Raw genomic sequence first — 22,193 nt, 5'->3', positions numbered from 1 at the left:
GCTACTGCGCACCTTCTTGTGGTCGTGGTGCGCACCAGCGCCGAGAAGGGCGGCAAGGGCCTATCGCTGATCGTGCTGGAGACCGAGGGCCTGCCAGGCTTCCGCGTCGGGCGCATCCTCGACAAGATCGGGCAGAAGGGCTCCGACACGGCCGAGTTGTTCTTCGATGGGGTGCGAGTGCCCGCGGCCAACCTGCTGGGCGGCGTCGAAGGGCAGGCCTTCGCACAGCTGATGAGCCAGCTGCCCTACGAGCGGATGCTGCTTGCAGTGCTGGCCATTGCGGTGATCGAACGCGCGCTGGAACTGACGATCGACTACACGAAGGAACGCAAGGCTTTCGGCCAGACGGTGTTCGACTTCCAGAACACCCGCCACAAGCTCGCCGAATGCGCCACCACTGCGCATGTGATGCGGGTCTTTGTGAACGACTGCGTTCAGCGCCTGCTCGACGGCCGGCTTGATGCCACCGCGGCTTACATGGCGAAGAGCTGGTGTACCGAGCAGCAGTGCAAGGTGCTCGACGAGTGCCTTCAGTTCTTCGGCGGCTACGGCTACATGAGCGAGTACCCGATCGCGCGCCTGTGGGCCGATGCGCGGGTGCAGAAGATCTACGGTGGCACCAACGAGATCATGAAAGAGCTGATCGCGCGGGCGCTGTAAACCGCCCGGCACCGTGCCGGGCGGCGGCTTCAGTCAGCGCGCGGACGCGGTTGGTCTGCGCGGGGGAGGCGGTACTTCGTCGTGCGGATGACCGCGTCGGCCGCGGCGGCGACAACGACTACGAAGACCGGTGCGAGGAAGAGTTCGAAGGCCATGATGTCCTCAGCTTTCTGCCCAGCTCAGACTGGGCGTTTGGGGGATAAGGTGTTCCGTTGTGCGGGCAGGCCGTTGCATCGAAAGGCGGCTCGCCTCCATCGCTTCAAGCACCAGCTTTCCGCGTCCGGTTATCGGGAAGCTCATGCCGGCATCGAGAATGTGGTCGCCGGGCTGGTCTGGCGTGGTGAGCCACAGCCGACCTGCCTCGCAGTGCAGGGCCACCCCGGCAGCGTCGGTCAGTGCGAGCACGCTGCCCGGTTCAAGACTCAGCTGGGTCTGTGTTAGATTGACTTTCATGATTGGGGGCTCCTGAAGCGTCGATTCGGTAGCTCGAAGTCTGCTGTTTCGGGCAAATACGTGCTCCGATACTTTCTAACTGAGCTATGAGACCAACTAACAGATCGGCGCTGCCGCCGCTGCCGCCCCTCGGGGCGCTCCGTGCTTTCGAAGCGGCTGCGCGCTTGGGCAGCCTCACTGCCGCGGCCGAAGAACTGTCGGTGACTCACGGTGCGGTCAGCCAGCAGGTCAAGGCTTTGGAGGAATGGATCGGTGTCGCGCTGTTCGAGCGAAAGGGGCGTGGTGTCGCGCTGACGATTGCCGGCGCCGCTTTGTGGGATACGGCGCACGATGCACTGCTAAGCATCGCCGAGCGTGCGGCAGCGTTGCGGCGCCGTACCAACCCGCGCCGTCTGACGGTGACGACGATGCCTTCCTTCGCCGCGCGCTGGTTGTCGCCGCGCATCGGCCGCTTCCTCGAACGGGAGCTCAACATCGAGTTGAACATTCGGTCGTCTGAAGCGCTGGTGGATCTCGTGTCAGAGGGGGTGGATGTCGCGATCCGCTTCGGCGGAGGCCGCTATCCGGGCTTGCTCAGCGAGTTCCTGATGGCTGATGAGTTGCTCGTTGCGGTGAGCCCGGCTTATCGCGGTGGGCGTCTTCCTGCGGCGCCGGCCGATTTGCGCGATGTGCAGCTCCTGCACGGGCAGGGCGAGGACTGGCCAGACTGGTTCGCCGCCGAGGGGCTGAGTTTGGCAGCGCCGCCCAAGCTGCTGTCTTACAACGATTCGAGTCTGGCGCTGCAAGCTGCGGTGGAAGGCGCTGGTGTTGTGCTGACGCGGCGAAGCCTGGCTATCACCGATCTCACCGCGGGTCGCCTGGTGCAACTCTTCGATCGGGTGCGCCCTTTGCCGTCCAGCTACTGGATTGTCACGACGCCAGCCTCGGCGGAGTTGCCCCTAGTACAGCGTTTCCGCGTCTGGTTGCTGGAAGAGGTCAGGCGCTCGTTATAGGCCTAAGCGCGCGGGCTCGAAGACGTCCGGTTTGGAGGGGAGGGCTGGATGCGCTATCATCTCTTTTTACCAGCATCCCGTTTCGCCATGACCAAGTACGTCTTCGTCACCGGCGGCGTGGTGTCCTCGCTAGGCAAGGGCATTGCAGCTGCTTCGCTGGGGGCCATCCTCGAATCCCGCGGCCTCCGGGTTACCCACCTCAAGCTCGATCCCTACATCAACGTCGATCCAGGCACGATGAGCCCGTTCCAACACGGGGAAGTCTTCGTGACTGAGGATGGCGCTGAGACCGATCTCGACCTCGGGCACTACGAGCGCTTCACCAGCGCCAAGATGTCCAAGCGCAACAACTTCACGACCGGCCAGATTTACGACGCCGTGATCAAGAAGGAACGCCGCGGCGAGTATCTGGGCAAGACCGTTCAGGTCATCCCGCACATCACTGACGAGATCAAGCGCTACGTCAAGCGCGGCGCTGAAGGCGCCGACGTGGCGATCATCGAAGTCGGCGGTACCGTGGGTGACATCGAGTCGCTCCCCTTCCTCGAAGCCATCCGCCAGATGGGCATCGAAGAAGGTCGCAACAACACCTGTTTCATGCATCTGACGCTGCTGCCGTACATCGCGACGGCCGGCGAGCTGAAAACCAAGCCGACGCAGCACTCCGTCAAGGAACTGCGCGAAATCGGCATTCAGCCGGACGTGTTGCTGTGCCGCTCCGACCGCGAAATTCCGGTCGACGAGCGCCGCAAGATCGCACTGTTCTGCAACGTGATGCCGGAAGCCGTCATCGAAGTGCTGGACGCCGATTCGATCTACAAGATCCCGGCGATGCTGCACAACCAGATGCTCGACGAGATCGTCTGCCACAAGCTTGCCATCCTGGCACGTGCCGCTGATCTGTCGCTGTGGGACAAGCTCGTCTTCGCGCGCGACAACCCCGAGCATTCGGTCAACGTGGCCTTCGTCGGCAAATACGTCGACCTGACCGAGTCGTACAAGTCGCTCACCGAAGCGCTGTCGCATGCCGGCATGCACACGCTGAGCAAGGTGAACATCCACTACATCGACTCCGAGCAGATCGAAAAGGACGGCACCGGCGTGCTGGCCGGTATGGATGCGATCCTCGTTCCGGGTGGCTTTGGTCGCCGCGGTACCGAAGGCAAGATCGCGGCGATCCGATTCGCGCGCGAGAACAAGGTGCCCTACCTGGGTATCTGTCTTGGCATGCAGCTGGCGGTGGTGGAGTTTGCCCGCCACGTTGCGGGCATGGCCGGCGCGCATTCGACCGAGTTCGACAAGAACTCGCCGTATCCGGTGATCGGCCTGATCACCGAATGGCAAGATCGCACCGGCAAGGTCGAGAAACGCGACGAGAATTCCGACCTCGGCGGCACGATGCGCTTGGGTGGCCAGACCTGCCTGATGGGCGAAGGTACGCTCGCTCGCGAGATCTACGGCAAGCCGGAAGTCGTGGAACGTCACCGCCATCGCTACGAGGTCAACAACACCCTGTTGTCGAAGCTGGAAGAAGCGGGTCTCCGTGTATCCGGTCGCGCGCCTGGTACCGACCTGTGTGAGATGATCGAACTGCCGGATCACCCGTGGTTCGTGGGCGTGCAGTTCCATCCGGAATTCACCTCCAACCCGCGCCAGGGGCATCCATTGTTCACCGCTTACGTTCGCGCCGCGATGGCGCAGGCGGCAAAGCGGTAAGCCGAAAATCAGATGGCCGGCTTCAAGCCGGCCATTTTTTCGCCCACTGCCATGGCAGATGCATGCGCAGCGGGCAGCGAGGAAACAACAATGAATCTTTGCGGTTTCGAAGTCGGTCTCGACAAGCCCTTCTTCCTGATGGCCGGCCCGTGCGTGATCGAGTCCCGCCAGATGGCGCTCGACACGGCAGCCGAGCTCAAGAGCATCACGGCCGATCTGGGCATCCCGTTCATCTACAAGTCGTCCTTCGACAAGGCCAACCGCAGCTCGGGCAACAGCTTCCGCGGGCTCGGCATGATGAAGGGTCTTGAGATCCTTGCCGAGGTGCGTGAGACGGTGAAGGTGCCGGTCGTGACCGATGTGCACACCGAGCAGGAAGCCCCCATCGTCGCGCAGTATGTCGACGTGCTGCAGACGCCAGCTTTCCTGTGCCGTCAGACGGACTTCATCCGCGCCGTTGCGGCGACGGGCAAGCCGGTAAACATCAAGAAGGGCCAGTTCCTTGCTCCGGGCGATATGAAGAACGTCGTCGCAAAGGCGAAGGAAGCGGCTGGCGGCGCAGACACCATCCTGGTTTGCGAACGCGGCGCGTCGTTCGGCTACAACAATCTGGTGTCTGACATGCGCTCGCTGGCGATCATGCGCGAAACGAACTGCCCGGTCGTGTTCGACGCGACGCACTCGGTGCAGCTGCCGGGCGGGCAGGGCGACAAGAGTGGCGGTCAGCGTGAGCATGTGCCGGTGCTGGCGCGTGCCGCCGTGGCAACGGGCATTTCCGGCCTGTTCATGGAAACGCATCCGGACCCGGCCAAGGCGTTGTCAGATGGCCCGAACGCGTGGCCGCTGCCGAAGATGCGCGCGCTGCTGGCAACGTTGAAGGAAATCGACCTGCTGGTGAAGCGTCACGGTTTCATCGAAACGACGCTGTGATCACGCACGTTGTACTGCTGAAGCTCAAGCAGGGGGTGGCGGCTGATTCGGCGGCCGCCCGCGCAGCCCATGTGGCAATGAGCGAGCTGCCGGCCAAGGTGCCGCAGATCCGCACATGGCAGTGCGGCTTCAATACGACGCCGGACGTCTGCGGTTGGGACTATGTGCTGGTGTCGGGCTTCGATAGCCGCGAGGCGCTGGAGGCCTACTTCGTTCATCCGGAGCATCTGAAGGTCGTCGCGTTGTGGGAGCCGATTTCGGATCTCGCTTTCGCAGATCTCGACGGCTGAAGTCTGCGCACGGTCAAAGCGCCGACACACTCGGCAGCTTAAAATTAAAAAGTTTCATCGGTCATGCGCGTCCGGGACACTCCCCCGTCAGCGGGCGCCGCACCGCCGGTTATCCGGCGGATGAGAGGGATGCCGCCCCCATAGGCGGCACAGTCTTGATAGAGAAAAGGGAAAAACCATGAGTGCTATCGTTGATGTAGTCGCCCGCGAGATCCTTGATTCGCGCGGCAACCCCACGGTTGAAGCGGATGTGCTGCTCGAATCCGGCGTGATGGGCCGCGCTGCGGTGCCGTCGGGCGCTTCCACCGGTTCGCGCGAAGCGATCGAACTGCGCGACGGCGATGCCGCTCGCTACCTGGGCAAAGGTGTCCAGAAGGCTGTCGACAACATCAACACCGAGATCTGCGAAGCGCTCGTGGGTCTGGATGCCGAAGAACAGGCTTTCATCGACAAGACGATGATCGACCTCGACGGCACCGAAAACAAGTCGCGCCTGGGCGCCAACGCGCTGCTGGCCGTGTCGATGGCCGTGGCCCGTGCTGCTGCTGAAGAAGCTGGCCTGCCGCTGTATCGCTACTTCGGTGGTTCGGGTGGCATGAGCCTGCCGGTGCCGATGATGAACATCATCAACGGTGGCGCGCACGCTAACAACAGCCTCGACTTCCAAGAATGCATGATCCTGCCGGTGGGCGCGCCGACCTTCAAGGAAGCGCTGCGTTACGGTGCTGAGGTCTTCCACAACCTCAGCAAGATCCTCCACAAGAAGGGCTACCCGACGACCGTTGGTGACGAGGGCGGCTTTGCCCCGAACGTCTCCGGTGCCAAGGAAGCGCTGGAACTGATCGTTGAAGCGATCGAGAAGGCTGGCTACGTGCCGGGCAAGGACATCCTGCTGGGTCTGGACTGTGCTGCGTCCGAGTACTACAAGAACGGCAAGTACGAGATGGAAGGCGAGAAGCTGTCGATGACCGCTGCCCAGAAGGTCGACTTCCTGGCAACCCTGGTCGACCAGTTCCCGATCATCTCGATCGAAGACGGCATGGCCGAGCAAGATTGGGAAGGCTGGAAGCTCCTGACCGATCGCCTGGGCAAGAAGATTCAGCTGGTGGGTGACGATCTGTTCGTGACCAACACCAAGATCCTGAAAGAGGGCATCGACAAGGGCATCTGCAACTCGATCCTGATCAAGGTGAACCAGATCGGCACCCTGACCGAGACCTTTGCTGCGGTCGAAATGGCCAAGCGCGCTGGTTACACCGCCGTGATCTCGCACCGTTCGGGCGAAACTGAAGACTCGACGATTGCGGACATCTCGGTCGGCCTGAACGCTGGCCAGATCAAGACCGGTTCGCTGTCGCGTTCCGATCGTATCGCCAAGTACAACCAGATCCTTCGCATCGAAGAAGATCTGGGCGATGTCGCGTTCTACCCGGGTCTGTCGGCTTTCTACAACCTGCGTAACCGCTGATCGCGCGCCGGCGAAAGCCGGCTGCCGAATCGCTGGAAAGGGCCGCTTCGCGGCCCTTTCTCTTTGATATTCCGATAGAATTCGCGCGTTTTCAGTTATTCATGACGATCGGTTCCACATGAAGTGGCCAGCCCTGATTCTTGTCGCACTGCTCGGTGTGTTGCAGTACCCGTTGTGGTTCGGCAAAGGGGGATGGACCCGCGTCAGGGAGCTGGATCAGCAGGTTCAGTCGCAGCGTGAAAGCAACGCCAAGCTTGAGGCGCGCAATGCCGGCCTGGAGGCGGAAGTCCGCGATTTGAAGACCGGCTACGAGGCGATCGAGGAACGTGCGCGATACGACTTGGGGCTGGTGAAACCGAACGAAACCTACGTCCAGTTGCCACAGCAAAAATGACGAGGGCCGCATCGCGGCCCTTTCGTTTTTCAGGCTTCGCCAGCCTTCGCACGTTTCCACAGCACATCGCTGCCGCCCGCGACGCGGTTCAGATGGCGCCCAAGCACGAAGAGCAGATCGGATAGCCGGTTCAGATACTGACGCACCGGCGGATGGATGCTTTCCTGATGGGCCAACGTGACGATGGCGCGCTCAGCCCGTCGTGCGACGGTACGTGCCAGATGGGCGAGCGACGCGGGGCGCGAGCCGCCGGGCAGGATGAACTCCTTGAGCGGAGGCAATGCCGCGTTGTAGTGCGCGAGCGCTTCGTCGAGCCGCAGTACGTGGCCTTCGGTGACCATCGTATAGCCCGGAATGCAGACTTCGCCGCCAAGGTCGAACAGATCGTGCTGGATGTGGTCCAGCAAGCTTCGCACGTCATCCGGCAGTGTCTCGGCAAGCAGGACGCCGAGCAGCGAATTGAGTTCGTCCACTTCGCCCAGCGCGTGAATACGCGGGCAATCCTTGGCGACGCGACTGCCGTCGCCAAGGCCCGTGGTGCCATCGTCACCCGTGCGGGTGGCAATGCGCGAAAGGCGATGTCCCATCAAAATCCCCCAGTCAATCGAGCGCGCGATTATAGGCGCTTGCCGTTGCCGGAGGATCAAACGGGACTGGGCGGCGGTACCGTGCTCGCCTGCTCGCCCGGCCCGCCAGGTCAGTGCGAGTGGAAGGTGCGGTTGATCACGTCGAGCTGCTGCTCGCGCGTCAGCTTGGTGAAGTTCACCGCGTAGCCCGACACACGAATCGTCAGCTGCGGGTACTTCTCCGGGTTTTCCATGGCGTCGATCAGCATGTCGCGGTTGAGCACGTTGATGTTCACGTGAAAACCTTCGCAGCCGAAATAGGCGTCCAGCATTCCGACGAGATTTTGTACTTGTTCGGTCGAGGCCATGTCTGTCTCCAGAAATCGATGTTGATCAGCGCTGCGTCTTCGTCCTTGTTAGCAGCATGGCTATTGTGATCTGTGAAACGACGTTTCGCAATAAGAAATTAGATTCCGTTGATTGAAATCAGATATGGGGTGAGCGCGTTTGCAGCAATGGGGTGCGGGGCGCTCGTCATCGAGGCCGGCGCGGGTGAGTCGTTAGCGCCAGGCGCGGTTTAACCACTGGACCGAGCTTGAGCGAGAGCAGTGAAAGTGCGACGTGAAAGCCGCTGCGGAAGCGCGCGCGGCAGCTGATCAAAAGGGGGCGTCAGCCCTCGGCGGCGAGTGTCGCCACTGTGTCGCCTTCCCTGACGACGGGCGACAGCGTCAAGGGGGTGGTTCCGTCGAGTAGCAAGCCAGCCACCGCGATGCCGCGTTCGACGATGCGTTGGTCGACGGTAGTCAGACGGTAGGGCAGATAGCTGAGCAGCCGCAGGCCATCCATGCTGCATAGCGACACCTGTTTCGGCACCACAAGGCCGTTTTTGACGAGTGCGGCATAGCAGCCCAACGCGAGAATGTCGGCCATGCAGAGGATGGCTGTGGCACCACCGGCGATCGCAGCAACAAGCTGCCCGCTGACGGCGTCGACTGCGCCGAACGATACATCAGGAGATTCGATCAGCTCGATCGATGATTGATCCAGCCCGGCTTGGCGCAAGGCGCTGAGCGCGCCTTCATGGCGTTTGCGATGCACGCTGCTGGATGCCAGTCGGCCGAACAGCAACGCGATCTTTCGATGCCCGCGCTCGATCAGGTGGGACATGCCGAGAAAACCCATCTGAGCATCGTCAAGGCTGTAATCGATCAGCGCCGGGTTGTTGCGGTACGGCTGACAGGCCTCCGAGTCGTCGACGACCACGGTGGGGATATCCCAGTCGCCGATGACCGCCATCGCCGCGGCGGGCATGCTACCCAGCACCAGCGCAGCGCGGGGGCGATAAATGCGTGTCAGGGCGCCGAGCTTCGACGGTTCGGAGATCCGGTTCAACGAAAAGGCGATGCCCTTGGATGCTGCGGCGAACTCGAATCCGGCGAAGAAGTCGGAAAAAAAGGGGCTATCGAACAACAGGTTACGTGGGCTGTCCGCAAGCTCTTGTGCTGGCATCAGCACTGCGATGTGTTCGCCCGTACCGGTGCGCAGGGCCGCAGCGGCCGCGTTACGTTCGTAGCCCAGCGCAGCGGCCGCAGCGCGAACCCGTTCCTGCGTTTCGGGCGTGAAGCGCGCGCTCTTGCCACCCAGCACCATTGATGCCGTGGTTAGCGATACACCCGCGTGGGCGGCAACATCATTAAGGGTCGGGTTCGCCATCGGGGAGTGCTTTCGTTTCGGTGCCCGCACGGCGAATGGATGAACCATTCCCATGCAATGCAGAGTCCGATCAGCTTACAAGAACCGAGGGGCGATAGTTTGTCCGCGGCTGCGGAGCGATGTGGGGATCGACGCTTGGTCGTGCCAAAAAAGAACGCCGATCGGATGATCGGCGTTTTGGTTGGGGCGCGGGTCTTTACTGACTGACCAGCACGACGCCGTAGGTTGCAGGTATCGTCAGCTTGAGGCTGCCGGCCGCGACGCTGACGGTGGAGCCGTCAAGCGCGTTGCGGAAGCGTGTTGCGGTAACGCCAGCAGGCAGTGGCACGGTGACTTCCTTGCTGCTCGTGCTGTTGTTGGTGGCGACGACCGCAAAGGTGCTGCCGAGAGTGCGACCATGCACGATCACGTTACTGTCGATCAGCAAGGGCGCGCCGAAGCTGCCGCGCCTGAGCACGGCATTGTCCTGCCGCATCTTAGTGAGCGACTTGAAGTCGGCGAGCAACGCGGTATCCGGCGTGCCACCGACATCCGCCCACGGGTAGGTGGCGCGGTTGTAGGGGTCCGCGCCGCCGGTTACACCGACTTCGTCGCCGTAGTAGATCGACGGCGAACCCGGGTAGGCCATCTGGACAAAGGTCGCGAGACGCAGCTTCTGCTTGGCTGCGGCGATGCTCGCCGCACTTTGCGTACTGCTGGTGTAGCCGAACTGATCGAGTGCGCGGGCGACGTCGTGCGATGACACGAGGTTCATCAGTGCGAAGAACACCTGTTGCGGGTAGTTCTCGCGCATCAGCTCGATGTTCTCGTACACGTCCTTGGCGTTGCCGCCGTTGGCGTAGGCGAGGATCGCATCGCGGAAGATATAGTTCATCGTCGTATCGAACTCGTCACCGAGGAAGAACTTCGATGCGTCGAACCAGGTTTCCGCCACTGTCAGCGCGTTGGCGTCCTTGCCCTTGACGGCAACGCGCCATTCACGCCAGAAGTCGTCCGGCACCCATGGTGCAACGTCCATGCGCCAGCCGGCGATGCCGCGATCCATCCAGAGCTTCGCTACCGAATCCGATGCGCCATAGGCGTAGTCGCGGAATGAGGGCGAGTTCTTGTTGAGATTCGGCATATCGAGGCTGCCACCCCAGCCGTCGTACGGCTTGGCGGGGTCGGCCGTCGAGAAGCTGTACCACGAGGCGTACGGCGAACTGCTGTTGATCGAGCCCCCTTCGAATGCGCCCAGCGTCGGGTAACGGCTGAACTTGTCGAAGTAGATCGAGTCGCTGCCTGAGTGATTCAGCGAGGTGTCGAGGATCACTCGCAGCCCACGCTTGGCAGCCTCACTGGTGAGCTTCACGAAGTCCGCGTTGGTGCCGAAATGCGGATCGATGGTCTTGTAGTCCGCCGTGTCGTACTTGTGGTTGCTGCCGGCTGCGAACACGGGATTGATGTAGAGCGTGTTGGCGCCGAGTGACGCGATGTAGTCGAGCTTTTCGATGATGCCGGCGATATCGCCACCGAAGAAGTCGTTGTTGTAGGTCGCGTCCGAACCATCTCCGGAGCCCGGCAGGTACGGCTTGTCGAGCCAGTTGCTGTGGAACTCGATGGCGGTGTTCAGATACTTGTCGTTCTTCGGGGTCGGGTCGTTGGACTTATCGCCGTTGCGGAAGCGCTCCGGGAAGATGTAGTAGTAGATCGCGTCCTGCGCCCAGTCCGGCACCGCGAAGTCCGGTTTGTACACCGTTTGCCGATAGCGCCGGATGCTCTTGGCTTCGCCCGGTTTGTTGACGATCAGGCCGATACCGTTGCTGCCCTTTTCTGCAGTCCAGTAGACGGGGTTCTTGTTGTTGCCATACAGGAACACCTTGTCGCCGACGGTGACTTCGAAGTAGTAGCCAAAGACGCCGATCTCCGGATAGGTGTAGCTGCCGGCCCAGCGCTCCAGATCACCTTCCGTGGCCTTAGTAAGCGGCACGCGGGTGACTTCGGTGTAAGAGAGCTTGTCGTAGTTGCCCTCCATGGCGCGCTTCTCGATCACGAGATTGGCGCTGGTGACCCCAGGCTTGGCGGTGAATCCAAGCTTGACGGCGGTGCCGCTCGTAACGGCGCCGAACGGTGCCTTGTAGCTCGTGTCGCGCGAGTCGAAGTTCACGCTCAAAGCGATTGGATCGGTCACTGCAGCGGCGCCGTGGTCCACGAAGGTCTTTGGCCCGATCGTCAGCGAACCGACACCAGCGCCATTGAACGCGACCTTCACCGTGTGTTCGCCGGTGAACGCAAAGCTCAGGTTGCCGGCGCCGCCGGTATCGCTGTCCGCAGCCAGCGTGTACGCGGTTTCAGCGGTGACAAGGCCGGTAGTCGCTGCGGTCGGTTTGCCGAACGTGGTCGCCGCGGTCCAGCCGGCGTCGGCGATCTTGAATTCGTTGGTGCCGGTGACAGCCACGTTCGCGTAGTAAGCGTCGCAACTGTATTTGAGCTGGTATTCCCCGGTGGCCGTCCACGAATTCATGCCGCCACGGATGTAGAGCGCCGTCGCCCCCAGCGGTGCGGCGGGGCAATCGGTGATGGTGAGCGTCGGGCTGGTCTTGGACTTGGTGAAGTCCAGCACGAAACGTTGCTGGCCGGAGAAGTTGTAATTGATGTTGCCGCCGCCCAGCGCCAAATCCGCAGCAACGCCGGAACTGGGCTTGGCGCCGCCGAAGTCTGCATCGCTCGACCAGCTTTCGTCGGCAACCTTGAAATCGTTGCTGCCGCTGATCTCGGTGACGAGCTCGTAGTGATTGCAGCTGTAAGTGAACTTGTGGTCTTCGATCACGCCCCACGAGTTGAAGCCGCCGCGCAGGTACAACGCACGGTCGCCGAGTGGGCTGGCGACGCATTCGGATGTAACGGGGGGCGGGGTTGTCGGTGTGGTGGGGCTTGTTGTTGTCGGCGTATCGTCGTTTGACCCGCAACCCGACAGCAAGCCGCCGGCTGCGCACAGCACGAGCACCGCGAGGGTGCTGCGAGCCGTTGTCAGCCTGGTGCGGCTGTTTGTACGTTCCATTGTTCAACCTCCTTAGGTGTGTTTTGGGGCCCGGGAAGTGGGGGGGGCGCCAATTCGTTGCAGCACATTTTTATTGCAACGTTTCACTATGCTAGTGAAACGTTTTAAAACAATCAATCCGTATGGGTGAATTCCGCCTCGCCGGCGGGTTGCCCTAGGTGCGGAATCGCGGAACGTCAGGCTGGTGACTGTGCGAGGCGCTTTGTGGCCGTGTGACGTCGTGTGCTTGCCCGGTGCTCCGCCCTGCTGAACCCCTTGGCATATGACGACCAGCGAGCTGGGTCAGCGCTGCAAGCTGTTTTGCTTGTCCAGACCAGGCGGGGGGGCGAATCCGGCTGCGCTTGATCGACAAGGCAATGCCAAGCGCACAGTTGTCTCCGGTAGAGTTCCACCGATGCAGCGTCGCTTTTGGGGAAGGCGACCTGCGCGGGGCTGGTCGCTTCGCGGCAGACCGGACATCATCGGGCCATCAGGTGATTTTCGATGGGGCGAGCGCGGTTCGATTCGCCGTGCGCACCCACCGGGAATTTCGCATCGCAGCGCTGATTTGGGGGCGGTAATGGGGACGAACAGGGATGGGGTCGTGCCAGGCGAGATCGCGGCTGACTTTTCGGGCGTCGACCGCAACGCGGTGCTGCAGGCGCTGGCGGCCGTGCTTCCGCCGGCATGCCTGTTGAGCGAACTGGAAGACCTGCGGCCTTGGGAATGTGACGGATTGGCAGCAATGCGGCGGTTGCCGATGCTGGTCGCCTTGCCGGAAACCGAAGCACAGGTGGTGGATATTCTGAGGATCTGCCAGCGCATGGGCGTTCCGGTGGTGGCGCGCGGGGCTGGCACGAGCCTGTCGGGCGGTGCGATGCCGCATGCGTTCGGCGTGCTGCTGGCAATGGCCAAGTTTCGCAAGATCGTCCGCATTGATCCGGTGGCGCGGATCGCGGTGGTACAGCCGGGCGTGCGCAACAAAGCGATATCCGAGGCGGCGGAGCCTTACGGGCTTTACTACGCGCCAGACCCCAGCTCGCAGATCGCCTGCACGATTGGCGGCAACGTTGCCGAGAACGCCGGCGGCGTGCATTGCCTGAAGTACGGGCTCACGGTGCACAACGTACTGCGGGTGCGCGGTGTAACGATGGACGGTGAGTTGGTTGAGTTCGGCAGCCATGCGCTCGACTCACCAGGCTATGACCTGCTTGCGCTGCTGACCGGTTCCGAGGGCATGCTGGCGGTGACGACCGAGGTGTCGGTCCGCCTGCTGCCGACACCGCAGCTCGCGCGCTGCGTGCTGGCGGCGTTCTCGGATGTCGTCGTGGCGGGCGAGGCCGTTGCGGCCATCATCGCCGCGGGGATTATTCCGGCGGGGCTGGAAATGATGGACCAAGCGGCGACGGCGGCCGTCGAGGCCTTCGTGCATGCGGGTTACCCGCTTGATGCTGCGGCAATCCTGCTGGTGGAGTGTGACGGCACGCCGGAGGAGGTGGCCGAGGAAGTCGCCCGCGTCAGCGAGGTACTGCAGCGAGCCGGCGCCGGCGAAATCCGGATCTCGCGCGACGAGCCGGAGCGCCTGCGCTTCTGGGCCGGGCGCAAGGCGGCATTCCCTGCAGCGGGCCGCATCTCGCCGGACTACTACTGCATGGACGGCACGATTCCACGCAAACGGCTCGGCGAAATGCTCAACGCGATCGCCGAGATGGAGCGCCGCTACGCGCTGCGTTGCATCAACGTGTTCCACGCTGGCGACGGCAACCTGCATCCGCTGATCCTGTTCGATGCCAGTGCGCCGGGCGAGCAGGCGCGTGCCGAAGCATTCGGAGCGGAGATCCTTGCGCTGTCGGTTGCACTGGGGGGCTCAATCACCGGAGAGCATGGCGTCGGGGTCGAGAAGATCGATCAGATGTGCATCCAGTTCAGCGAGAACGAGTTGCGCATGTTCCATCGCGTGAAAGCGGCATTCGATCCGGCGGGGCTGTTGAATCCCGGCAAGGCAATCCCGACACTGAACCGTTGTGCTGAGGGCGGCCGCGAGCATGTGCAAGGTGGCCAAGCGCGCTACGCCGGATTGGAGCGCTTCTGATGACCGACTCTCTCGCCCCGGTTCTGGCGGATTGGCGGGCGCGCGTGCGCCGCGCTGCCGCCAGCGGGCAAGCCCTCGTGTTGCAGGGCGGTGGCAGCAAGCGATTTCTGGGCCGGCCGCCCGTTGGTGATGTGCTCGACACGCGCGACTGGCGCGGTATTCAGAGCTATGAACCGACCGAACTGGTCGTCACCGTGCGGGCCGGAACCGCGCTCGCCGAACTTGAAGCGACGCTTGCCGAGCGCGGACAGATGCTGGCCTTCGAATCGCCGCATTTTGGCGCGGCGACCGTGGGTGGCATGGTTGCCGCCGGCTTGTCCGGGCCGCGGCGGGCGAGCGCGGGGGCGGTGCGCGACCATCTGCTCGGTGTGACGCTGATGGACGGGCGCGGCGACGTACTGCGTTTCGGCGGCCAGGTGATGAAGAACGTTGCCGGCTATGACGTTTCGCGTCTGATGGCCGGTGCGATGGGTACGCTGGGGCTGCTGCTTGCGGTGTCCTTGAAGGTCATGCCCTTGCCTGCGACCGAGCGAACCTTGCGCTTGTCGATGAGCCAGGCCGAGGCCTTGCGCACGATGAACCGCTGGGCGGGCCAACCGCTGCCGGTGTCGGCAACGTGCTGGGTGGATGGCTTGCTGCATGTGCGGCTTTCGGGCGCGGCATCGGCGGTTGAAGCGGCTGCAGTGAAGATCGGCGGGGTGGTACTCGAACCTGCGGCCCAGCAGGCGTTCTGGCGTGCGCTGCGGGAACAGACACATCCATTCTTTGCCGGCGGCCACCCGCTCTGGCGACTGTCGGTGCCCAGCTGCGAAGAAACCATCGGCGCCGCCGACGCGGGGCTGATCGAGTGGGGCGGGGCGCTGCGCTGGTTACGCGCGCCCATGGAGGAGGGCGCCGCGCTTTCCGATCATGTTGCGCGCCAACATGGCAGTGCCGTGTGTTTTCGTACCGGTGACGGCGCGAGCTGCGACGCACCCTTCGGCCGTCTGAGTCCGGCCCTGGGCGGCTTGCACCGTCGGCTGAAGGCCGCGTTCGACCCCGCTGGCATCTTCAACCGCACTCGCATGTATCCGGACTGGTGACACCGTAATGCAGACCCAACTTGCCGATTTCGTCCGCGATACCGCCGACGGCACCGAAGCCGAAGCGATCCTGCGCAAATGCGTGCATTGCGGCTTTTGCACCGCGACGTGTCCGACCTTCCAGTTGTTGGGCGACGAGCTCGATAGCCCGCGTGGGCGCATCTACCTGATCAAGCAGATGCTCGAAGGCGAGCCGGTATCGGCGCGTACGCAGCTGCATTTGGATCGTTGTCTGACATGCCGTTCGTGCGAGACGACCTGTCCGTCCGGCGTGGAATACGGGCGGCTGGTCGATATCGGGCGCAAGTGGGCGGAGCAACTCGCGCCGCCTCGTTCTGCGCCACAGCAGGTCAAGCGCTGGCTGCTCGCCAACACGATCTCGCAGCCTACGCTCTTTGGAGCGGCCTACCGTGCAGGGCGCGCGCTGCGTCCGCTGATGCCTGCTGCGCTCGCCGACAAGTTTGCGCCTGCCCGGCAGCGTGGGCTCTGGCCGGAACCTCGCCACGCCCGCAAGTGGCTGGTACTCGGCGGATGCGCTCAGCCGGCACTGACGCCTGATGTGAACGCCGCAGCCGCACGCGTGCTGGACCGAATCGGCATCTCGCTCGTCGAAATCAGGCGCGACGGTTGCTGTGGCGCGCTGCGTAGCCACCTCAACGACCACGAAGGCGGGCGCGAGGATGCGGCCCGCCTGTTGCAGCACTGGTGGCCAGCGCTTGAGCGCGGTGAGGTTGAAGGCGTGGTAGTCACTGCCTCGGGCTGCGGCAGCTTCATCCGTGACTACCGCCACCTGTTCCGCGACGATGCGCCGATGCTCGCGCAGGCCGCGAAGGTTGTGGCACAGACGTTCGACATTGCAGGGCTCGTATCGCGCCATGCCGATGCCCTGGAAGCGCTTCTCGCCGCACGGCCGTCCGCTGACGGCACCGCGATCGCATTTCATTCACCGTGTACCTTGCAGCACGGCTTGCAGATCCGTGGCGTGGTCGAGCGTTTGCTGCGGCTTGCCGGGTATGTACTGACGCCCGTCGCGGATGCGCATCTGTGTTGTGGCTCCGCCGGGTCATATTCGTTGCTGCAGCCTGAGATTGCCGCGCGCTTGCGCGACAACAAGCTGGCCGCGTTGAGTGCTGGTGGGCCCGCTGGGGTCGCGAGTGCCAATGTGGGCTGCATCGCACATCTTGCGGGCGCGGCGGCGGTGCCGGTAAGGCACTGGATCGAGTGGCTGGACGACGCACTCGCCGACTGAGTGCCTCGCTACACGTAAAACGCTCAACTTGTTCACGGCGGGGCCGTTAACGCCCGAATGACCCAAGTCGGCCTTACAGTCTCTGCGGAAGACGAGCCCGAAGCCCTGCTTGCGCGCGGCTTGCAGTTACCGCCTCAGCCGGCGGCCCTGCAAGCGCTGCAAATGCTGGCGTTGACCGAAAACCCCGAGATGCGGGATGTATCAGAAGTGATTGCCAGCGACGCCGCGCTGACTGCGGGGCTTTATCGTATGGCGCGCTCGCCGCTGTTCGCGAGGCCGTCGCCGCCGCAGACGGTTGATCAGGTCGTACTCTTGCTCGGTTTGCCGCGCACCCTGGCCCTGGCCCAGGCGCTGTGCGTGCAGCGTTCCATGCCCGGGAATGCGCGGGTGCTTGCGCGCTTCTGGGCACGTTCGACAGCCATTGCGCAGCTCGCGATGCTGATTGCCAACAACCTGCCGGGGGCCCATCGAGTGCGTGGTGAGCAGGCCTATCTTGCCGGGATGTTCCACGACTGCGGCGTTCCGATCCTCATGCAACGCTTCCCGGCTTACTGTCGCAGCACGGGCATCGAGGGCTACATGAACAAGTGGGCCGATATCCGGACCGAGGATCGGCTCTTCTCTTCCGATCACGCCGTGATCGGCTTCCTGCTTGCGCGTCATTGGCGGCTTCCTGATTTTGTTGCTCAAGCGGTACGCTTTCACCATGAAGGTGTATGTATCCCTTCCCGCCCTACGAGTATGCTGGTCAGCATCCTGCAGCTCGCGATGCACCTCTATGCGTGTGAGTTGGGGCTGACCGAACCGAGTGGGGAGTACGATGAAACGATGCTTCTTGAACGCTTGGAAATCAATGCGCACGAGTTGAGCGAGTTGTGTGAGCAGGTGCTTGAGCAATTCCATGTTCTGGAACATTGAGCGGCCGCAAAACTGCCGCCGCAGCGTTCCGGAATCAAGCTATCGGTGATGTGGAAACACCGCTAGAATTGTCATAAGTGTTAATAGCGATAAAAACGTGGCCCTGACAATCGATACCGTCGTTGCAATGCATCAAGGGGACCGGAAGGAGCAACAGGACCGCGTGGGCCTGTTTCCGCATCCGTCGCGCCCAGGCATGCTGCTTGCCGTACTCGCTGACGGGATGGGCGGGCACACAGGCGGGGCGATGGCTGCCGAGCAGGTCGTCATCAAGGCCAAACAGAACTTCGAGGCCTACTCGCCCGCATCAGAGTCGCCGGAGGAGTTGCTTCGGGCGATCATCGAAGAGGCGCACGTCGTCATCAAGCTGACGCGCTTCACCAGCGAACAGGATCCGCACAGCACCGCCTGCGTGTTGCTGATGCAGCCGGGAAAAGTGCACTGGGCGCATTGCGGCGATTCGCGCATCTATCATTTCCGCGACGGCGGCGTTGCGTTGCGCAGCAACGATCATTCCCTCGTGGCGGAGTTGGTGCGCACCGGACAGATTTCCGAAGCGGAGGCCGAGACCTATCCCCATCGCAACCTTCTGCTGTCGTGCCTGGGTGCTGATCGTGAGCCCAAGATCGAGGTTTGCAGCGTGGAAGGCCTCAAGGCCGGCGACGGTTTTCTGCTGTGCTCCGACGGGCTCTGGGGCCACTGCAGCGACCAGGAATTGGCGCGCTCGATCAGCCATGAGCCGGCGCGTCAGGCCGCGCGAGGCTTGATCGATACGGCGCGTGCGCGCGGGCGGGGCACTGGCGACAACATCTCGATGGCGATCATCCGTTTGGTCGAAGCTGCGTAGCCGCTGTCGCTTTGCTGACCCGCAGCGTAAAAAGACAAACGCCCCTTGCGGGGCGTTTTCATTTGGGATGCTCTGCGGTCAGCGACGGCGACGACGTACGCCGACGAGGCCTGCCAGACCGAGCGCGGCAAGCGCGAGCGAGCCGGGCTCCGGCACTGCCGTTGTTTCGATCCAGTTGCGATAGGAGTCGAGCAAAATGCCGCCCATGCCGTCACCGAAGCCACCCTTCGGCGAGTAGCCCATCGCAAAGCCGAAAGTGTTGTTCGCAACGAGCTGATACTCGCCGTCGACCAGCACGAAGGACGGGCCGCCGGAATCACCACCGCCGATGTTTGCTTCGACGTCGTTACCGAGGCTGGCACCGCAAACCGCAACGCCAAGTACCGACGGATCGCAGAAGGTGTCCACCGTCGTGCCGTCGCGCAGCGTGCCGTCGAAGTCGGCGTACCAGACTTCCTTCGAGCTGCCTGCGCTGAAGCCTGCTTCGTCATCGGTTTCAGCAAAGTCGAACACGTTCTTGCCGCTGCGCTTCACACGGAAGGCCGGGCTCACGTAGTAGCCGTCCCACCCGTCGCCGCTGGTGCCGTAGCCGACCATGGTGAACTGGGTGCCTTCGCTGACCGGGCCGTGGAAGATCTTGTAGGTCTTCGCCTCGTCAGGCGCCGGGGATGACAGGCGGATGATTGCGACGTCATCGTTCACGCAGAAACCCGGCACGCCCGAGGGGCAATTGCCGAAGCCGGCGTAGTCCGGATGCATATCGACCTTGTTGGCGGTGATGATTGCGCGACCGGCACTTCCGACCGCGCTGGTGGCGTTGAATACAACGCGAACATCATTGCCCGGCTGGTTGATGTTGATCAGCGAACCGTTGCCGTCGGAATCGACACAGTGGCCGGCAGATACCGCATGCCAGCGATCGATCATCGCGCCGGAGCAGATGAAGCTATCGCCATTGCTGTAGCGGATGTTGATGCTGACGACGCCCGAGAACGGCGAGGTCGGTTCATTTGCATCAACGCGTGCGGCCGGGCTATCGGGCGGCGCGCCCGAGGCAATCAACGGCGTGATGCTGGGTGTGATGGACATCGGGACGGCGTAAGCCATCGAGGCGGCAGCGCCGAAACCGATTGCTGCGATCGCACGGAACAGCTTGCTTGAAGTCATTCTTGAGTGCTCCTGTTGTCGGGTTGGTCGCGCCTTATGGGCGCAACTGCCACGACAGCAGGAAACGTGCCTGTACGTGAAAAATTCACGCATCGCCTTGTTTGCAAAGAATTCGTCACAACTGGGAAATATGCCCGGCTTGCGACTGTAAAAGCTGCCGACAAATCTAAGTGCTCTGTAACCACTGCCGACGCCAGAAAATCAGCCCCATGAAGCTGGCGATGCCGAGCATCAATCCGAGTGCGAGCCAGAAACCGTTGCTCAGCGATAGCCAGGGCATGATCTGGAAGTTCATGCCGAAAATGCCGCTGATCAGGGTTGCCGGCATGAACAGCATCGACACCACCGTGAGCGCGCGTACTTCCGTGTTCAGTCGCTGGCTGTCGAGCGATATGTGCAGGTCTAGCAAATCGCCGATTGCGTCGCGCAGGCTGTCGAGCGATTCGACGACCTGCACGATGTGGTCATAGACATCGCGCAGGTAGATATCGGTACTGCGTTTGACGAAGCGCTCGTCGACACGCTGCAGGCTGGTGATGACGTCACGCAAGGGCCAGACGGTGCGGCGCAGTTCGCGCGTATCGTGTTTGAGCCGGTTGATCGCGGTGATCAGATGTGCCGCACGAGGTTGATCGATCTCGTCTTCGAGCCGGTCGATCTGGGCGCCGAGCGATTCAAGGACGTTGAAGTATCGGTCGACGACGGCATCAAGCAGTGAGTAGGCGAGGTAGTCCGGCCCGCGTTCGCGCGCGAGGCCGCTGCCTTGCCGCAGCCGCTCGCGGATCGGATCGAACAGGCCGCCCGGGCGTTCCTGGAAGCTCAGCACAAAGCGCTCGCCTAGTACGACGCTGACCTGATCGGACACCAGCTCTCCGCTGTCCTCTGCCGTGCGCCACGCGCGCGCGACGAAGAATACGTAGCTCCCGTAGTCGTCGAGTTTCGGGCGCTGATGCGTGTTCAGGATGTCCTCCAGCGTCAGTGGGTGCAGGCCGAAGCGGCGCCCGATCTCGCTCATCACTTCAGGCTGTTGTAGCCCGTATACGTTGAGCCATAGCACCCGGTGTTCCGGCTCAAAGTTGCGCGACTCCGCGACTGAGCCGAATCGACATTCCTTGAAACCGGTTTCGTCGTATTCGAACAGCGTGATTGCAGGTGAGGGCGTCTTGATGTCGCCGAGATGAATCAGCGAGCCAGGCGGTTGGCCAATTTTTCTGCGGTAATCCGGGCGCGCCTTCTTTCGGGGGCGGGTGGCGGGTTTTGACTTGATCGGCATGGACTGCTCCAGTTTGATCCAACTCATTGGTAATCGGACTCGCGCGCGGTTCCGCTTCTCAGATTACGGCAGCAGTCAGTATGATGCCGGCTCGTCGTTGCCGCAGCACTCCCCCCAACGTTCGGCGCGCCCTGGATGGCGACGCTCGTCCGTTTGCGGGCAGAGGCTTCCGGCAACTCCGGCGCAACTGCGCCATTGCCCTGCACGGGCAACATCTGACCAGGAGGCTTCATGGCACTGACGATCGGCGTTTTGGCCGAGCGTGTCACCGGCGAACGGCGCGTAGCGCTGGTCCCCGAGGTGGCTAAACGTTTCAGGGCGCTCGGAGTCGAGCTTGTTGTTCAACGCGGCGCCGCCGACGCTGCCAGCATCGCCGAGGGCGATTTCGCCGAGGTGCGCTGGGCAGAGGGTGTCGACGAAGTGCTCGCGGCAGACATGGTGCTCGCGATCCAGCCGCCCTCCGACGAACTGATCGGCAAACTCAAACCGGGTGCCGTTCTGGTTGCCGGCCTGCAACCCTACCAGAGTGCGGATCGTGCGCGGCTGTTCGCCGAACGCAAGATCACGACTTTCGCGATGGAACTGCTGCCGCGTATCTCGCGTGCGCAGAGCATGGACATCCTGTCTTCGCAGGCAGCGTGTTCCGGCTATCAGTGCGTGCTGATAGCCGCCAGCCACTGCACCAAGTTCTTCCCGATGCTCACGTACGCTGCCGGCACGATTCGCCCGGCAAAGGTGTTGGTCATCGGTGCAGGTGTCGCCGGTCTGCAGGCTATCGCGACCGCCCGCCGTATGGGCGCGATGGTCGAAGCCTACGACGTGCGTCCGGAGACCAAGGAGCAGATCGAATCCCTCGGTGCCAAGTTCGTTGACACCGGTGTTTCAGCTGCCGGTACCGGCGGCTATGCGCGCGAACTGACCGACGACGAGAAGCGCCAGCAGGCGGAGCGTCTTGGCAAGGCAGTCGCCCAGTGTGACGCCCTGATCACGACGGCCGCGATCCCGGGCAAGAAGGCGCCGCAAATCATCTCGGCCGAGATGGTCGCGAAGATGAAGACGGGCGCAGTCGTCGTCGACATGGCCGCTGAATCGGGCGGCAACGTCGCTGGCACGGTCGCCGGTGAGGTGGTGCGCGTCGGCCCGGCGCTGATCGTTGGCCCGACCAATCTGCCCAGTCGCATGGCTGCGCACTCGTCGGAGATGTTCGCGAAAAACCTCTACAACTTCGTTTCGCCGATGATCAAGGATGCATCGCTGGCGATCGACTGGAGCGACGAGGTGATCGCGGGTACCTGTCTCACGCACGACGGCGCGGTGCGCCACGAAGGCGTGAAAAAGATTCTCGGACTTTGACGGAGCGCCGC

21 protein-coding genes are annotated in these 22,193 nt (G+C 62.7%); 13 read left to right on the top strand and 8 right to left on the bottom strand.

Features of this window, described 5'->3' with window-relative positions; translation table 11 throughout:
- Window positions 1–660: acyl-CoA dehydrogenase family protein (locus tag ACE3P0_RS11735; RefSeq protein WP_374402803.1), on the top strand; the 660-nt coding region annotated here is incomplete at its 5' end.
- A gap of 29 nt (window positions 661–689) precedes the next feature.
- On the opposite strand, the gene ACE3P0_RS11730 is transcribed toward ACE3P0_RS11735, so the two are convergent.
- A complete protein-coding gene (locus ACE3P0_RS11730; protein ID WP_256378349.1) occupies window positions 690–815 on the bottom strand; it encodes a hypothetical protein in 126 nt (41 codons plus the stop codon).
- A 7-nt stretch (window positions 816–822) separates the two neighbouring features.
- Window positions 823–1,113: a DUF2917 domain-containing protein gene (locus ACE3P0_RS11725; protein ID WP_374402802.1), complete on the bottom strand. Its 291-nt coding sequence runs from the start codon at window positions 1,111–1,113 to the stop codon at window positions 823–825.
- 86 nt (window positions 1,114–1,199) lie between these two features.
- Here ACE3P0_RS11725 and gcvA point away from each other — a divergent pair, with 86 nt between their 5' ends.
- From gcvA to ftsB, 6 genes are all read left to right on the top strand, one after another.
- Complete coding sequence (gene gcvA / locus ACE3P0_RS11720) at window positions 1,200–2,105, top strand: transcriptional regulator GcvA (protein ID WP_374402801.1); 906 nt, start codon at window positions 1,200–1,202, stop codon at window positions 2,103–2,105.
- A gap of 87 nt (window positions 2,106–2,192) precedes the next feature.
- Entirely contained in the window at window positions 2,193–3,821 is a 1,629-nt protein-coding gene (locus tag ACE3P0_RS11715) for a CTP synthase (RefSeq protein ID WP_374402800.1), read from the top strand.
- Window positions 3,822–3,911: 90 nt separating this feature from the next.
- Window positions 3,912–4,751 carry a 3-deoxy-8-phosphooctulonate synthase gene (kdsA, locus tag ACE3P0_RS11710; protein ID WP_374402799.1) on the top strand — a complete coding sequence of 280 codons (840 nt, stop codon included), beginning with the start codon at window positions 3,912–3,914 and terminating at the stop codon, window positions 4,749–4,751.
- A complete protein-coding gene (locus tag ACE3P0_RS11705) occupies window positions 4,748–5,041 on the top strand; it encodes a Dabb family protein (RefSeq protein ID WP_374402798.1) in 294 nt (97 codons plus the stop codon). The genes kdsA and ACE3P0_RS11705 overlap by 4 nt, the downstream gene beginning before the upstream one ends.
- Before the next feature lie 178 nt (window positions 5,042–5,219).
- The gene (gene eno, locus ACE3P0_RS11700; RefSeq protein ID WP_374402797.1) at window positions 5,220–6,509 is read left to right on the top strand and encodes a phosphopyruvate hydratase; all 1,290 of its coding nucleotides are present in this window, start codon (window positions 5,220–5,222) and stop codon (window positions 6,507–6,509) included.
- 118 nt (window positions 6,510–6,627) lie between these two features.
- Window positions 6,628–6,903: a cell division protein FtsB gene (gene ftsB / locus ACE3P0_RS11695; RefSeq protein ID WP_374402796.1), complete on the top strand. Its 276-nt coding sequence runs from the start codon at window positions 6,628–6,630 to the stop codon at window positions 6,901–6,903.
- 29 nt (window positions 6,904–6,932) lie between these two features.
- Here ftsB and ACE3P0_RS11690 read toward each other — a convergent pair whose 3' ends face one another.
- From ACE3P0_RS11690 to ACE3P0_RS11675, 4 genes are all read right to left on the bottom strand, one after another.
- The gene (locus ACE3P0_RS11690; RefSeq protein ID WP_374402795.1) at window positions 6,933–7,490 is read right to left on the bottom strand and encodes a cob(I)yrinic acid a,c-diamide adenosyltransferase; all 558 of its coding nucleotides are present in this window, start codon (window positions 7,488–7,490) and stop codon (window positions 6,933–6,935) included.
- A gap of 110 nt (window positions 7,491–7,600) precedes the next feature.
- A complete protein-coding gene (locus ACE3P0_RS11685) occupies window positions 7,601–7,849 on the bottom strand; it encodes a glycine radical domain-containing protein (protein ID WP_374402808.1) in 249 nt (82 codons plus the stop codon).
- 289 nt (window positions 7,850–8,138) lie between these two features.
- Window positions 8,139–9,182: a LacI family DNA-binding transcriptional regulator gene (locus ACE3P0_RS11680; RefSeq protein ID WP_374402794.1), complete on the bottom strand. Its 1,044-nt coding sequence runs from the start codon at window positions 9,180–9,182 to the stop codon at window positions 8,139–8,141.
- 196 nt (window positions 9,183–9,378) lie between these two features.
- Entirely contained in the window at window positions 9,379–12,222 is a 2,844-nt protein-coding gene (locus ACE3P0_RS11675) for an alpha-amylase family glycosyl hydrolase (protein WP_374402793.1), read from the bottom strand.
- A 559-nt stretch (window positions 12,223–12,781) separates the two neighbouring features.
- Here ACE3P0_RS11675 and ACE3P0_RS11670 point away from each other — a divergent pair.
- The 5 genes from ACE3P0_RS11670 to ACE3P0_RS11650 all read left to right on the top strand — a co-directional run bounded on the left by ACE3P0_RS11670 (window position 12,782) and on the right by ACE3P0_RS11650 (window position 18,389).
- Window positions 12,782–14,293, top strand: a complete 1,512-nt coding sequence (locus tag ACE3P0_RS11670; protein WP_374402792.1) for an FAD-linked oxidase C-terminal domain-containing protein — start codon at window positions 12,782–12,784, stop codon at window positions 14,291–14,293.
- Window positions 14,293–15,375, top strand: coding sequence for a glycolate oxidase subunit GlcE (glcE, locus tag ACE3P0_RS11665; RefSeq protein WP_374402791.1), 1,083 nt, complete (start codon window positions 14,293–14,295; stop codon window positions 15,373–15,375). Before ACE3P0_RS11670 ends, glcE begins: the two co-directional genes overlap by 1 nt.
- Window positions 15,376–15,382: 7 nt before the next feature.
- Window positions 15,383–16,624 (top strand): glycolate oxidase subunit GlcF, encoded by a 1,242-nt coding sequence (gene glcF, locus ACE3P0_RS11660; RefSeq protein ID WP_374402790.1) that lies wholly within the window; start codon window positions 15,383–15,385, stop codon window positions 16,622–16,624.
- Window positions 16,625–16,681: 57 nt separating this feature from the next.
- Window positions 16,682–17,542: an HDOD domain-containing protein gene (locus ACE3P0_RS11655; protein WP_374402789.1), complete on the top strand. Its 861-nt coding sequence runs from the start codon at window positions 16,682–16,684 to the stop codon at window positions 17,540–17,542.
- Window positions 17,543–17,639: 97 nt separating this feature from the next.
- Complete coding sequence (locus ACE3P0_RS11650; protein WP_374402788.1) at window positions 17,640–18,389, top strand: PP2C family serine/threonine-protein phosphatase; 750 nt, start codon at window positions 17,640–17,642, stop codon at window positions 18,387–18,389.
- Window positions 18,390–18,467: 78 nt separating this feature from the next.
- On the opposite strand, the gene ACE3P0_RS11645 is transcribed toward ACE3P0_RS11650, so the two are convergent.
- On the bottom strand, window positions 18,468–19,556 hold the full coding sequence (locus ACE3P0_RS11645; protein ID WP_374402787.1) for a trypsin-like serine protease: 1,089 nt from the start codon (window positions 19,554–19,556) through the stop codon (window positions 18,468–18,470).
- Window positions 19,557–19,722: 166 nt separating this feature from the next.
- On the bottom strand, window positions 19,723–20,829 hold the full coding sequence (corA, locus tag ACE3P0_RS11640; RefSeq protein ID WP_374402786.1) for a magnesium/cobalt transporter CorA: 1,107 nt from the start codon (window positions 20,827–20,829) through the stop codon (window positions 19,723–19,725).
- A 231-nt stretch (window positions 20,830–21,060) separates the two neighbouring features.
- Between corA and ACE3P0_RS11635 the strand changes: the two genes are divergently transcribed.
- Window positions 21,061–22,182 (top strand): NAD(P) transhydrogenase subunit alpha, encoded by a 1,122-nt coding sequence (locus tag ACE3P0_RS11635; protein WP_374402785.1) that lies wholly within the window; start codon window positions 21,061–21,063, stop codon window positions 22,180–22,182.
- Window positions 22,183–22,193: the final 11 nt, after the last annotated feature.

The organism is Niveibacterium sp. (assembly GCF_041909475.1).
Classification (GTDB): Bacteria; Pseudomonadota; Gammaproteobacteria; order Burkholderiales; family Rhodocyclaceae; genus Niveibacterium.
The sequence above is the reverse complement of the archived record's forward strand: the minus strand, read 5'-3'. Positions and strand labels throughout refer to the sequence as shown.